Origin of the sequence: Microbacterium sp. TWP3-1-2b2 (genome assembly GCF_049896145.1) — a bacterium.
GTDB lineage: Bacteria > Actinomycetota > Actinomycetes > Actinomycetales > Microbacteriaceae > Microbacterium.
Genome location: NZ_JAFCTS010000001.1, coordinates 1,181,550 through 1,195,288 on the forward strand (window position 1 = coordinate 1,181,550; position 13,739 = coordinate 1,195,288).

A 13,739-nucleotide genomic window follows, 5' to 3' on the forward strand; every position below is an offset into this window, starting at 1 on the left:
GGTTGCTGGCGCCCCGGTGACGTGGTGCTGGCGCGAGGTGTGAGGCGAGCATGAATTCCGTGAACAAGACACGAATCGTCGAACTCCGACAGGCACAGGGCTGGACGCAGGAACGGCTCGCGAACGAAAGTGGTGTGGGGATACGAACAGTGCAGAGACTCGAGGCAGGTCAGGATGCCAGCTTGGAGACGCTCTCGCTGGTCGCCGACGCGCTCCACGTGCCCGTGCGCGAACTCTTCACAGTGATCGACGACGAAGCGCTCAGCAATCGCGTGGATTCGCTGCAAGACCGCACTGACGAGCAGCAGGCCGCGCGAGATCGAATCAGTGGCGCCTGGCGATGGCTCTATGTCGGAGTCGGCGTCGTGCTGAGCCTCGTCGCCTTCACCTTCCCGCAGGGGCTGGTGCTGTTTCTCGGCTATTGGGTCGGCGGCTACATCATCCTGGTCGCGATTCGCAGGATCTACCTGGAGCCGCACCTGGACGAGAAGTACCCGCTGTCACGGGCGAAGGAATCGCGACGGGCTCGGCGAGCCGCGGCGAAACGTCCGTCGCCAGCGAGCGAGGTGCACGGGATCGCAGCCGACGACGTGTGACGCAACGTCCCCGAAACACACTCCTGAGACGATGAGCGCATGTGGCGCATTCGTCCTGACGACCTCACCGGTGACGCGATCCGTGCGCTCGTGGTCGAGCATCTGGCTCACATGCACAGCCTGTCTCCGGCTGAGAGCGTGCACGCACTCGACGTCTCCGAGATGCGTCACCGCGGCGTGACGATGTTCACGGCCTGGGACGGCACGGTGCTCGGCGGGATGGCGGCACTGCAGCGGCTCGACAGGCATCACGGAGAGCTCAAATCGATGCGTACCACGACCGCCGCCCGTGGACGCGGCGCTGGCCGCGCGCTGCTCCTGCACATCCTGAGTGCCGCACGCGCCGAGGGGCTCTCCTCACTCTGGCTCGAGACAGGAGCGGAAGACGAGTTCACGGCCGCGCGCTCGCTCTATGCCGGCGAGGGGTTCACCGAGTGCGGACCTTTCGCGGACTACGTCGAGGATCCGCTCTCGGTCTACATGACCCGCACACTCTGAGGAGCATCGTGTCACGCTGCGGCGGGAACGACCTTCGTCGTCATGACCAGCAGTTGGGGGTCGGAAAGATCAAGTACCACTCGAATGCTCGAGAACGCCGACAACGAGTCGACGTGCGTGCCACCGCAGAGGATCACCGCTTCCCCTTCGGGCAGATCGCAGTGCCAGCGCCGTCGATCGATGATGCTGGGCCCGTCTGTCTCTACCCGACTCGCCGCGGCTGACGTGACCCACTCCGCAAGCTTCGTGTTGATGGCATCTTCGCGCGCGGAGAGCGTCGCCGCGAATCCTTCCGTGTCGAAGCCCGCCTTGCGGAGGCTCTTGCCGAGTCGGTACTCGTCGATGCTGCCGTCTTCGTGGATGCGGCTGGTCTGATTCGCGCGCCCTTCGAAGTCGGGCGAGCCCAGCGCATCGGTGCCCGGGTCCTTTCGCCACAGATCAGCGACGGCGAGATCCAACGCGAGCGAAGCGAGGTGGCACGCGGTGTGTCCGCGACTCAGCCCCGCGCGACGGCCGGCGTCGACGTCGAGCCGCACTGCGGAGCCCTCGACGAGCCAGTCAGGCGCGTCGCCCTCGAGGCGGTGCCCCACGAGCCAGGTCCAGCCCTCGGCGCCGCGCTTCACGGGAATCTCAGCCCCGACGGCGAACTCGCCCGTGTCGCTCTCTGCGGCCATCACCGCTTCGGCGACGGCGACCTGGTCTTCGCCAAGGGTCAGCACACCGGCATCCCCCGGTTGATCCGGCCAGGTGTGATCCACCGGATGGAACGGCGTGGCATCCACGACTATCACGGCGCCGGCCGCGGACTGATGCGCCCGCACGACCTCACCTTCGCCACGAACGGCACCGTCCGCGAATGTCACGACTGTGGCTGCCATGATGCTCCTTCGTCTCGGCCGGACGGGGTCAGACCGTGACGACCTGGGCGGTGCCCGGCTTCGCGTCCGGCCCCATCTCGGCGGCGATGCGATTCGCCTCCTCGATCAACGTCGCGACGATGTCGGCTTCTGGCACGGTCTTGATGACCTCGCCCTTGACGAAGATCTGGCCCTTGCCGTTACCGGATGCGACGCCGAGGTCTGCCTCTCGCGCTTCTCCAGGGCCGTTCACGACGCAGCCCATCACGGCGACGCGCAGCGGCACTGTCATGTCCTTCAGACCCTCGGTCACGTTGTCGGCGAGCGTGTAGACGTCGACCTGTGCACGCCCGCACGAAGGGCACGAGACGATCTCGAGCTTGCGCTCGCGCAGATTCAGCGACTGCAGGATCTGGTGTCCGACCTTGACCTCTTCCGCCGGCGGAGCAGACAGGGAGACGCGGATGGTGTCACCGATGCCCTCGGAGAGCAGGATGCCGAATGCGGTCGCCGATTTGATCGTGCCCTGGAAAGCGGGCCCCGCCTCAGTGACGCCGAGATGCAGCGGCCAGTCGCCCTGCTCAGCGAGCAGGCGATAGGCCTTGACCATGACGACGGGGTCATTGTGCTTGACCGAGATCTTGAAGTCGTGGAAGTCGTGCTCCTCGAACAACGAGGCTTCCCACACGGCGCTCTCCACCAGTGCCTCAGGTGTCGCCTTGCCGTACTTCTGCAGGATGCGCTTGTCGAGCGAGCCGGCATTCACACCGATGCGCAACGAGACGCCGGCGGCCTTCGCCGCTTCGGCGATCTTGCCGACGTTGCCGTCGAACTCGCGGATGTTGCCAGGATTCACCCGCACCGCACCACAGCCCGCGTCGATCGCGGTGTAGATGTATCGCGGCTGGAAGTGGATGTCCGCGATCACCGGGATCTGGCTCTTCATCGCGATGATCTTCAGCGCATCTGCATCGTCCTGATGCGGCACCGCCACACGCACGATCTCGCAGCCGGACGCCGTGAGTTCGGCGATCTGCTGAAGAGTGGCGTTGATGTCGGTCGTCTTCGTCGTCGTCATCGACTGGACACTGACGGGGGCGTCACCGCCCACGAGCACCTTCCCCACCTTGATCTGTCGGGACTTGCGTCGAGGACTCAGGACTTCGGGGACGCGCGGCATCCCAAGATTCACTGCAGGCACATACCCAGATTACGCCGCTGCAGTCGCCAGAGGCTGGATGCCGGCTCTGCGAGTGCCGGTTGCGGATGCGCAGGGGTCCGAGGCGAACGTCGCGTTGTGGTAGTTTCGGCCCATGCTCGCGAACTTCACCTGGTGGCCCGCCTCTTAGGCGGTGTGTTCGCGTTCCCACGAATCCAGACCGCCTCCGGGGCGGTCTTTTCGTTGAGCCGAGCCGGAGCCCTGCACAGGAGACCTCGATGACCGATACCGCAGCCCTGCTCGCCGCACTCGTGCGAGACCCGGACGCGTCGTTCGTGCTGATCGCCCGCGACGGCGCCCAGAGCGTCGAGTTGCTCACCGGCGACGTGGAAGACGTGGACCTGCTCGCCGACATCCCGCTCGCCCCGGGCGGCGTACCCCGCGAGGTCTTCGCGATGGTTCCGTACCGGCAGGTGCGTGAGCGCGGTTTCGAGGCGCAGGATGACGGCGCGCCGCTGCGCTGCCTGGTCGTGGACCGGCACGAGCACCTCCCGCTCCGCGAGGTCTTGTCGGCGCTGCCTCAGGATGCTGTGCCGTTGAAGGATGCCGGTTTCGACATCAGCGATGAGGACTACGCGCAGGTCGTCTCGCGCGTGATCGCCGATGAGATCGGCCGTGGCGAAGGCGCGAACTTCGTCATCCGCCGCGACTACACCGCCACCGTCGAGCTCGGATCGGGCGACCTCGGATCCGCCGAGCGGGTGCGCGCCGAGCGGACGGCCGCGTTGACATGGTTCCGCGCCCTGCTGACGCACGAGCGCGGCGCCTACTGGACGTTCGCAGTCATCACCCCAGGGCACATCGCGGTCGGAGCGAGTCCAGAAGCGCATGTCGTCGCTCGCGACGGCATCGTCACGATGAATCCGATCTCCGGCACGTTCCGCCACCCTGCGGGCGGCGCGACCAAGGAGACGCTGGTCGAGTTCCTCTCCTCCACGAAGGAGACCGAGGAGCTCTTCATGGTGGTGGACGAAGAGCTGAAGATGATGAGCGCTGTGTGCTCGGACGGCGGCCGGATCACCGGACCGCATCTGAAGCAGATGTCACGCCTCACCCACACCGAGTACATGCTTCGAGGACGCAGCAGGCTCGATCCGCGCGACATCCTCCGCGAGACGATGTTCGCTCCGACGGTGACCGGCTCCCCCATGCAGAACGCCTGCGCTGTCATCCGTCGCCACGAGACGAAGCCGCGCGGGTATTACTCCGGCGTCGCAGCGCTCTTCACACCGAACGGCGACGGCGGACATGATGTCGATGCTCCCATCCTGATCCGCACCGTGTATCTGGAGGACGGGCAGCTCCGCGTACCCGTCGGCGCGACGCTCGTGCGCCATTCCGACCCCTACGGAGAGGTCAGCGAAACGCACGGCAAGGCCGCGGGTGTACTCGGCGCCATCGGAGCGATCGCCCGAGACGTCGTGGCCGAGACCAAGATCGACCCGGATGCACCGGCCGTAGAGACCTCTCTCGCTGACGATCCCGAGGTCGGCGAGTTGCTGGCCTCACGCAACTCACGACTCGCCGAATTCTGGTTGAATCCGCAGGAGGACGGCACCACCGGCCCGTTCGCTGGCCGTCGCGCTCTCGTCATCGACGCGGAAGATCGCTTCACCACGATGCTCGCGCACCAGTTGCGTCATCTCGGGCTGGACGCCACGATCGTGCCGTGGAACGAGGTCAGCGATGCCGACGTCGATGCCGCAGAACTGCTCGTCGCCGGCCCCGGTCCCGGCGATCCGCGCGACGCGAGCATCGACAGAATCGCGCGCATGCGCGAGATCGTCGCCCGGCGCATCACCGACCGGGCGCCGCTGCTCGCAGTGTGCCTCAGCCACCAGATCCTGGCTGACCAGCTCGGCATCGAACTCGCGCCGCTGACGGCGCCGCACCAGGGCTTGCAGAAGATCGTGCCGGTGTTCGGCGAGAATGCCTCGATCGGGTTCTACAACACCTTCACCGCGCGGGTTGCTCCAGGCACGACCTCAGCGGGACCGGCGGAGGTCTCTGCGGACCCAACCACCGGCGACGTGTACGCGCTTCGTGGACCCTCGTATGCCTCAGTACAGGGACACCTCGAATCGATCCTGTCGCGCGACGGCATCCGCACGCTCGAGCGCCTGATCAGCGACGCACTCGCCTGAGGAGTTCGCTGACTCAGCACCCTTACGTCGCCGACCGATCGCGAGAGCGATCGTCCCAGCAAGAACGGCTTCGACATCATCGGGTGCTCCAGGTGGGTTCTCGTGCATGTGCGGTGTTGCGGGTGTGGTCGAGGGCATCGTCGACGGCTTGGTAGTCGAGGTGTGGGGATCGCCATCGGGCGTAGGGGTCCCACCATCCGGGGCCTCGGATTTCGGGGAGCCCGTTTCGCATGCGGATTCTCCAGTTGCCTTCGTCGAGGGTGCGGTGGTGGTGCCAGCACAGGGGGACCCCGTTGCTCGTATGCGTCGGTCCGCCGCGAGCATGCTCTTCGACGTGGTGGATCTCGCACCAGTCGGCGGGGATGTGGCAGCCGGGGATGAGGCATTCGCGGTCTCTGAGCACGATCGCCCGGCGCTGGGTCGCGTTGAACAGGCGCGCGCTGGTGCTGATTGCGACGATCGCACCGTTCTCATCGAACAGGACCCGTTGGATCCCTCCGGCACATCCGGCATTATCGGCCGCCCCGAGGGGGACGTCGTACCCGGCGCCTTCAACGGTTGCCCGGCCGGTGCGGTGGGCGAAGTCTTCTGCGGTGACGGAGACGACCAGCGTCGGTGCCGCGCCACCGAGGGTGGGCATGCCTCCGGAGGCGGACGCGACCATCAGCGCGGTCGCGAACGCGTCGTGACGTTTCTGGGCATGCGAGCGCAGGTCCGCCCCCTCGGCCGGCGGCGCCTTCGCTTTGTGGGGTTCGAGCCCGTCCGCACGATCCGAGGCGTCGTCGGAGGGCCGGAACCGGACCGTGGGCCCGGAACCCTCGTCTCCCGCTTTGGGGTTCAGGAGACTGTCGATGAGTTTCTGCAACTGTGCCGCCACCTCCGGGAGCAACTCGCCCCGCACCGGCACGGATCCGTCGCGGAGCTTCCCGATCGTGAAATGCCGCCGCCGCTTCCCCGCCCGATCCGACGGCTCCGCACCATCGGGATCAAGACGCGCCACAATATGCGCAGCCAACGCGGCGAGCTCATCCGTCGTCGGCAACGGCGCCCGCTCGACCGCCGCTGTGGTGTCATCGGTCTCGTACCCGGAACCATCCAACGGCAGCCCGCACGCGAACCGTGCCAGCACCGCATCCGCCGCCAAACGATCCGCAACCCCGATCCGCACCGCTTTCTGCAACGGCCCCGTGCACGCCAGAAACCCACCCAACGACAAGAAGCCCTCCGCCAACGCCGCAGCCAGTCCCGGGAACTTCCCCGGCAACAACCCGCCCGAGGTGATATCCACCTCCCGGTGCACGGCCCCCGCCGCGGTCACAAACCGCCGTGCCGTCGCACCGTCCACAAACAGGGTGCGCCGCAGCACCTCCGCCGCATCACGGCACCCTGCCCGCGTCGAGAACCGCCCGTCCCGCTCGCACTGATCCCGCGCCACGATCCGCTCCGTCACCGCGACGACCGCACCATCCACCCGCCGCAGCACCGCGCCCAACGCCTGCACCACATCGAGCAACTCACCATCACCCGCGAACCGCACCGCACCCGCAGCACCAGCAGGGCCCATCGCATCGGCCAACAACCGATCTATGCCCGCCAACTCCTCCGCCAGTGATGCCATACCCCCATTCAACCCAAGACCACCGACATTCAAACCCCAGATCAGGGCACATTCACGACCTGCGGATAACCACCCGAAACCACACACGTCTGCAGGAGAAGTGACCAGCCAGAACGCTCGCCTCATCTCCGAAGCAGAGCACCTGGGTCAGAACAGATCCACCGGGTTCACGACATCCGCGATCATCAGCAACGCGCCCATCCCGATCAGCAGCACTGCCACGATCACGGTCAGCGGTACGAGTCGTGTCGCGTCCACCGGCGCCGGCGGCGGACGACGGAACAGCTTCGCCCACCCTCGCCGGATTCCGTCCCACAGGGCGACGACGACGTGACCGCCGTCCAGCGGCAGCAGGGGGATCAGGTTGAAGACGAACAGAGCGATGTTGAGCGATCCGAGCAGATTCAGTAGGACGACGAATCGGTTCAGCACCGGAGCATCCGTGGCTGCGACCTCACCGGCGAGACGTCCGACCCCCACTACGCTCAGAGGCCCGTCCGGATCCCGGTCGGCCCCTGTGAACAGCGAAACCCCGACATCCCACAGCTTCACCGGAAGCGTTCCGATCAGCCCGACGACGCGTCCGACATTCTCGCCTGTGAGTTCGACCCCTGTGCCGATCGGCTGCGGCACGTAACCCATCTGCGACAGCATGCCGACGTAACCCACCTCGGCGACGATCTGATCGCCCTCTTCGTCGAGCACGGGTTGCCCCGATGCATCTGTGAGTTCGCGTTCCGCAGCGATGGGGGTGATCGTGAGATCCACATTCTCGCCGTCGCGCAGCACCACCATCTCGAGTGTCTGTCCGGGTGCCGCCTGCACGATCTCGGTCGCCTCGGCGAACGTCGAGACCGGGGTTCCGTCAACCGACACCAGCACATCCCCCGGCAGCACGCCGGCCTCAGCCGCCGGCGTGGCGGGATCGCCCGGCTCGCACTCGGTCTGCGAGGTTCCCGCGGGAAGAACGCACTCGTTCACCCCGGCGACTGTCGTCGTGCCCTGCTGAAGCCCGATGCCGGACGCCAGCACGGTGAAGATGATGACGGCGAGGATCAGGTTCATGACCGGCCCGCCGAGCATGACGACGATGCGCTTCCACATCGGAAGCTTGTAGAAGACCCGCTCCTCTGCGCCCTCCGCGATGGTCTCGTCATTGGCGGAACGAGCATCCTGCACGAGCGTGCGGAACAGACCGCGCACTGGCTTGCCATCTGACGCGGGGTACATGCCGGACATGGAGATGAATCCGCCGAGCGGCAGAACCTTGAATCCGTATTCGGTCTCGCCGATCTTCTTCGACCAGAGTCGCGGGCCGAAGCCGATCATGTACTGCCCCACACGCACGCCGAACAGCTTCGCCGGCACGAGATGGCCGACCTCGTGCAGACCGATCGACAGACCGAGCCCGACCAGCATGAACAGGATGCCGGCGACGTACAGCAGGATTTCCACGTCCCAACGCTACTGCGCTCGAACTAGGAATCCGCCGCATAAGCTGGAGCCGTGACCTCCCGGCAGCTGCGACTCCTGCGCGGAGCCGCCGCATCGTCGACAGCGACGATCATCGCCGCCGTCTCGCACACGATCGGCGGTGGTGCTCCCCCGCATCCACTGCTGGTCATCGCTCTGAGCGTCTTCCTCGCCCCGCTCGCAGCACTGCTGGTCGGACGCACCCCAAGGATGGCACGATTGAGCGCTGCCGTGATGGTCTCCCAGACCGTCTTCCACGTGCTCTTCGTGGCGCTCGGTGCCACCGTCTCACCCACGGTCACGACGGGTCATGACCACGCCCTCACTCTGGATCCGCTGACATCGACCATCGCACCGGACGCCGGCATGCTCGGCGCTCACGTCGCGGCGGCAGCCCTCACGATCATGTTGCTCTGGCGCGGCGAACGGCTCGTACAGGTCGTCGCACGCTGGGTGCTCGCGGTGCTGCGAACGCGGGCGCTGCGGCTGCAGGCCGAGTGGCCGGTTCCTGCGCCCATCACCACCACCGCGCGCCGCTTCGCCTCACGCATCAGCTCCGGCGGCGTTTCCCGGCGCGGACCGCCTGCCTTCTCCCGCGGCTGACCGGCCGCACGTGATCACCGCCGTCGAAGCGACACTGGCTCACGGCATCCATCCGCGGTTCCGCGCGCCATCGGCGCGCCCGCACGCAGAGCCCGCTCTGCACCTGAACACAGGAGAAGACTCATGTCTCGAATCACCCGTCGCGGCGCACTCATCGCCGCCATCGCTGCAGGCCTCGTCCTGGCCGCGCCCGCCGCAGCCCAGGCACACGTCGGCGTCAGCCCCGACGCCGTCGAGCCAGGCGGCTCCGCCGTACTGACCTTCGCATTCACCCATGGCTGTGAGGAATCACCCACAACCGCCTTGCGCATCACCGTGCCGGAGGGCTTGGCATCCGTCGCCCCCACATCCGACAGCGAGTGGGACATCGCCGTCGAGCGTGCCGACAACGGCCTCGTCTCAGCAGTCACCTACACCGCCGTCACTCCGATCCCCAGCGGACTGCAGGGAGCCGCGAGCATGGCTGTGCAGCTCGGCGAGGATGCCCCCGAATCGCTGGCGTTCCCCGTGGAGCAGCAGTGCGAGATCGGGGTGAACGAATGGGTCGAGATCGCCGAGGAAGGCGCCGACCCTCACGACCTCGATTCGCCGGCGCCGGTCGTGACAGTCGCTGCCGCTGCCGCTGCCGCTGCTGAAAGCCGGACGGATGCTGCGCACGCAGAGCACTCGGATGCACAAGAGCAGACGTCCGAGGCGGCCCCGGCAGGCATCATCCTCGGTGGCGCCGGATTGCTGGCAGGCGTCGCCGCGCTGGTCGTCTCGGTACTCGCGTACCGTCGCTCCGCGTAGATCTCACGGCTGTCTGGGGTGTGCCTGAACGCACCCCAGGCAGCCGCTCATGAGATCATTGTGATGCCATGTCGACCACACAGCCCAGCCTTCCTCCCGTGCTCCGTCCAGAAGCTCCGCCACAGCGGAATCTGACGGATCTCGCCGCCCGATTCGCCACCGCCACCCGCGGTGAGATCGGCAATGTCACCCTGACCGGAATCACTCTCGCGACCGCCGATCTCCGTGCCGGAGAGGCGTTCGTCGCCATCCAGGGGGTGAACCAGCACGGTGCGATGTTCGCCGCCGCTGCCGCCGAGAAGGGCGCAGTCGCCGTCATCACCGACGAGGCCGGCGCGGACATCGCAGGCAACATCGGCCTGCCGATCGTGATCGTGGACGATCCTCGTGGCGTCCTCGGAGCGCTGAGCGCATGGGTCTACGGCACGGGCGCCGACGATGACCTCCCCCTGCTCTTCGCCACCACCGGCACGAACGGCAAGACGAGCGTCTCTCACCTGCTGGAGGGAATCCTCGAACAGCTCGGAGTCGTCACAGGGCTGTCGTCCACCGCGGAACGGCACATCGCCGGTGAGGTCATCGTCTCGAGGCTCACGACACCGGAAGCATCCGAGATGCATGCGCTCCTCGCACTCATGCGCGAGCGCGAGGTCGAAGCCGTCGCGGTGGAGGTCAGCGCGCAGGCGCTGTCTCGCAAGCGCGTCGACGGGCTCGTCTTCGACGTCGCCGGCTTCACCAACCTCAGCCATGACCATCTGGACGATTACGCCGACATGGAGGAGTACTTCGCGGCGAAGCTCCCTCTGTTCAAGCCCGACCGCGCCAGGCGCGCGGTGATCTGCCTCGACTCGGCCTCCGGCGTCGATGTCGTCGCCGCCGCTGAGATCCCCGTCGTCACTGTCGGCACCCCGGCCATCGCCGCCGACGCAACCGTCGCGGGGACCGCCGACTGGGTGGTCACGATCGATGAGGAGCGTCAGCGCGGCACGCGTTTCACGATGTCGGGCCCTGAGGGACGCACCCTCACCACTGTCGTGCCGGTCATCGGTCCGCACATGGCGGCGAACGCGGCCCTCGCGATCATCATGCTGCTCGAGGGCGGCTACGAGTGGGAGCGCATCAGCGCTGCCCTCGAGCGGGACGGGCGTATCAACGCGTACCTGCCGGGGCGCACCGAGCTCGTCTCGGGTGAAAGCGGCCCGGCCGTCTTCGTGGATTTCGGGCACTCACCCGACGCTTTCGAGAAGACACTGGCGGCGATCCGCAGGGTGACCCCTGGACGCACACTGATGCTGTTCGGCGCCGACGGCGACCGTGACGCCACCAAGCGTCACGACATGGGGCGCACCGCTGTGCTCGGCAGCGACATCCTCGTCGTCACAGACCACCACCCCCGGTTCGAGGATCCTGAGTCGATCCGCGCCACGCTCATCGAGGGCGCCCGTATCGCGCGACCGGATGCTGAGATCCACGAGTACTCACCCCCCGAGAAGGCGATCATCGCCGCTGTCGGCCTCGTCGGCGACGGCGATGCCATCCTCTGGGCCGGTCCTGGTCACCAGGACTACCGGGACATCCGCGGAGTTCGCACTCCATACTCCGCACGCGAGCTCGCGCGCCGCGCGCTGCGTGACGCGGGCTGGCCGGTGCCTGAACCGCACTGGCCCGTGCCCTACCCCGATTGACCCTTCGAGGCTCAGGAACCGACGGTGTCAGAGCCGAGGCTATCGCTGTGCGATCAGACGATCCGCCGTCGCACGTGCCCAGGTCTCGGCCTCGGCGAGTGACTCGAGTGTGAGCTGGTCGGGCGATTCATGAGCGTCGACGACCCTCGCGATCGTGTCGACGATCCCGAGGAACGGCAGACGCCCCTCGTGGAACGCATCGACGGCCTGCTCGTTCGCGGCATTGAAGACCGCGGGGAACGTGCGGCCGGCACGTCCGACGCTCTTCGCGAGCGCGACGGAGGGGAACGCCGCATCGTCGAGCGGCTCGAAGTCCCAACTGGTCGCCTGCGTCCAGTCCAGCGGTCGGCCGACGCCACCGATCCGATGCGGCCAGTCCAACGACAGGGAGATCGGCAGACGCATGTCGGGCGGTGACGCCTGAGCGATGGTCGAGCCGTCGATGAACTCGACCATCGAGTGGACGATCGACTGCGGATGCACGACCACGTGAATGTCCTCGTAGTCGACGTCGAAGAGCAGGTGCGCCTCGATGACCTCGAGTCCCTTGTTCACCAGCGTGGCGGAGTTGGTGGTGACGACGCGTCCCATCGCCCATGTCGGATGTGCGAGCGCCTCGGCAGGCGTGACCGCAGCCATCTGATCGCGCGAGCGCCCGCGGAACGGCCCGCCGGATGCTGTGACCACGAGGCGCCTGATCTCGTCGTGAGTGCCTGAGCGCAGCGCCTGCGCGAGCGCGGAGTGCTCCGAGTCGACGGGCACGATCTGCCCCTCTGCCGCCGCGGACTTGACCAACTCGCCGCCGACGATCAGTGACTCCTTGTTGGCGAGGGCAAGGGTGCGTCCGGCCTTCAGCGCGGCGAGCGTCGATCCCAGCCCGATCGATCCGGTGATCGCGTTGAGCACGACATCCGCGTCGACGTCCCGAACCAGCTGCTCGGCCTGCTCTGCGCCCAGCGCCGTGTCTTCGACCTGGAACTGCTCAGCCTGTTGAGCGAGCATCTCGGCGTTGCTGCCCGCAACCAGTCCGACCAGTTCGAAACGTCGAGGATTGGCGCGGATCACATCCAGTGCCTGCGTGCCGATGGAGCCGGTGGAGCCGAGGACGATGATGCGACGCATACCGCCAGCCTATTGCTCTGGCGTGCTCTGCACTGCGAGTCGCTGTCTGTCAGGCGGCAGCCGGGTGCATCGTGGCGAGGATGTCGATCACGAAGACCAACGTCTGCCCCTTGAGGTCCTCGTCATTGATCTCGCCCTCGCCGTATCCTGCCGCCGGCGGGATGACGACGAGCACCTGCGAGCCGACCTTCTGCCCGGCGAGTGCCTGAACGAACCCGGGAACGTAGCCGTTGCCTTCGCTCGTGATCGGTGCGCCGTTGGCCCACGACGAATCGAACGTCTCTCCGGACTCCCAGCCGACGCCGTGGTACTGCAGAAGCGTGGTGTCACCGTCGCCGACTGCGATGCCGTCACCCTGCTTGAGCACCGAGATCTGCACCTCGGTGGGAGCCGCAGCATCCGGGATCTCGACCGTCGGCGCGCCATCGTCGTCCAGTGTCACAGCGGGCATGCCCGCGACCGGTTCCTGTTCCTCACCCCACGCTGCAGTGGGGACGATGTCGAGCACGTCGAGGATGTAGTACTGCGCCGCTGCGTCCTCGGTGGTCGGGAAGACGATGGAGAGGCGTGAGCCGACGCTCGCGCAGCCGATGAGCTGGCCCAGCGGCGCATCGGCCGTCAGCGCGGCCGGCAGAAGTTCGCCGTCGGTGTAACCGACGTCGCCGAGGCGCTCGCCCGTGTCTCCGTCGAACGCGCTCAGCGCGTAGCTCACGTAGTCGCCCTCGGCGATCGTGTCGCCGTCGCCCTCGCTGAGCACGCTGCGCTCGGCTGCATCGACCTTGGCCCCGAGCTCGAATGTCGCTGCGGAGGCGGTGCCGAACTCGCCTTCGACCGTCACACCCTCAGATGCCTCGCCGGACTCGACTACTGCAGAGCAGAGGTCGGCAGCGGGGGTCTCTGCATCGTCGCCTGTCGAGCCTTCCGTTCCAGAGCACCCGGCCAGCAACATGGTTGCGACGGTGATGGTGGACAAAGCGATGAGCGAGCGGTTGCGCACAGTGAGACCTCGTGATCGTGGGGAGGGACACTCCATACTGTCGTATCCGCCTTTGCCCACGCTGAGAAGCGCACGAACGCAACGCACACGACGCACTTCAGTCGCATTCCACGGATGGCATGCATCGCGGAGTAGCCT

12 protein-coding genes are annotated in these 13,739 nt (G+C 66.9%); 6 read left to right on the forward strand and 6 right to left on the reverse strand.

The genetic code is table 11. The features are described 5' to 3' along the window. Positions 1 to 59 precede the first annotated feature (59 nt). Positions 60 to 596, forward strand: a complete 537-nt coding sequence (locus tag ACP7AR_RS05955; protein WP_426183720.1) for a helix-turn-helix domain-containing protein — start codon at positions 60 to 62, stop codon at positions 594 to 596. A gap of 39 nt (positions 597 to 635) precedes the next feature. Further along, positions 636 to 1,094 carry a GNAT family N-acetyltransferase gene (locus ACP7AR_RS05960; protein WP_426183722.1) on the forward strand — a complete coding sequence of 153 codons (459 nt, stop codon included), beginning with the start codon at positions 636 to 638 and terminating at the stop codon, positions 1,092 to 1,094. Between the two features lie 11 nt (positions 1,095 to 1,105). Here ACP7AR_RS05960 and ACP7AR_RS05965 read toward each other — a convergent pair whose 3' ends face one another. Both ACP7AR_RS05965 and ispG read right to left on the reverse strand, forming a co-directional pair. Continuing rightward, positions 1,106 to 1,972, reverse strand: coding sequence for a hypothetical protein (locus ACP7AR_RS05965; RefSeq protein WP_426183724.1), 867 nt, complete (start codon positions 1,970 to 1,972; stop codon positions 1,106 to 1,108). Positions 1,973 to 2,000: 28 nt separating this feature from the next. Next, the gene (gene ispG, locus ACP7AR_RS05970; RefSeq protein WP_426183726.1) at positions 2,001 to 3,152 is read right to left on the reverse strand and encodes a flavodoxin-dependent (E)-4-hydroxy-3-methylbut-2-enyl-diphosphate synthase; all 1,152 of its coding nucleotides are present in this window, start codon (positions 3,150 to 3,152) and stop codon (positions 2,001 to 2,003) included. Positions 3,153 to 3,388: 236 nt separating this feature from the next. Between ispG and ACP7AR_RS05975 the strand changes: the two genes are divergently transcribed. Next, a complete protein-coding gene (locus ACP7AR_RS05975) occupies positions 3,389 to 5,314 on the forward strand; it encodes an anthranilate synthase family protein (protein WP_426183728.1) in 1,926 nt (641 codons plus the stop codon). 76 nt (positions 5,315 to 5,390) lie between these two features. Here the strand turns inward: ACP7AR_RS05975 and ACP7AR_RS05980 are convergent, their stop codons facing one another. Beyond that, positions 5,391 to 6,890 (reverse strand): DUF222 domain-containing protein, encoded by a 1,500-nt coding sequence (locus ACP7AR_RS05980; protein WP_426183730.1) that lies wholly within the window; start codon positions 6,888 to 6,890, stop codon positions 5,391 to 5,393. Positions 6,891 to 7,079: 189 nt separating this feature from the next. Beyond that, the gene (locus tag ACP7AR_RS05985; protein WP_426183732.1) at positions 7,080 to 8,387 is read right to left on the reverse strand and encodes a M50 family metallopeptidase; all 1,308 of its coding nucleotides are present in this window, start codon (positions 8,385 to 8,387) and stop codon (positions 7,080 to 7,082) included. Positions 8,388 to 8,438: 51 nt separating this feature from the next. Between ACP7AR_RS05985 and ACP7AR_RS05990 the strand changes: the two genes are divergently transcribed. From ACP7AR_RS05990 to ACP7AR_RS06000, 3 genes are all read left to right on the forward strand, one after another. Then, positions 8,439 to 9,008 carry a hypothetical protein gene (locus ACP7AR_RS05990; RefSeq protein WP_426183734.1) on the forward strand — a complete coding sequence of 190 codons (570 nt, stop codon included), beginning with the start codon at positions 8,439 to 8,441 and terminating at the stop codon, positions 9,006 to 9,008. Between the two features lie 123 nt (positions 9,009 to 9,131). After that, the gene (locus ACP7AR_RS05995) at positions 9,132 to 9,797 is read left to right on the forward strand and encodes a DUF1775 domain-containing protein (protein WP_426183736.1); all 666 of its coding nucleotides are present in this window, start codon (positions 9,132 to 9,134) and stop codon (positions 9,795 to 9,797) included. 68 nt (positions 9,798 to 9,865) lie between these two features. After that, positions 9,866 to 11,482 carry a Mur ligase family protein gene (locus ACP7AR_RS06000; RefSeq protein WP_426183738.1) on the forward strand — a complete coding sequence of 539 codons (1,617 nt, stop codon included), beginning with the start codon at positions 9,866 to 9,868 and terminating at the stop codon, positions 11,480 to 11,482. A 39-nt stretch (positions 11,483 to 11,521) separates the two neighbouring features. Here the strand turns inward: ACP7AR_RS06000 and dxr are convergent, their stop codons facing one another. Together dxr and ACP7AR_RS06010 are read right to left on the reverse strand one after the other, a co-directional pair. Further along, on the reverse strand, positions 11,522 to 12,604 hold the full coding sequence (gene dxr / locus ACP7AR_RS06005; protein WP_426183740.1) for a 1-deoxy-D-xylulose-5-phosphate reductoisomerase: 1,083 nt from the start codon (positions 12,602 to 12,604) through the stop codon (positions 11,522 to 11,524). A 49-nt stretch (positions 12,605 to 12,653) separates the two neighbouring features. After that, positions 12,654 to 13,577, reverse strand: coding sequence for an FKBP-type peptidyl-prolyl cis-trans isomerase (locus tag ACP7AR_RS06010; RefSeq protein ID WP_426183742.1), 924 nt, complete (start codon positions 13,575 to 13,577; stop codon positions 12,654 to 12,656). Positions 13,578 to 13,739: the final 162 nt, after the last annotated feature.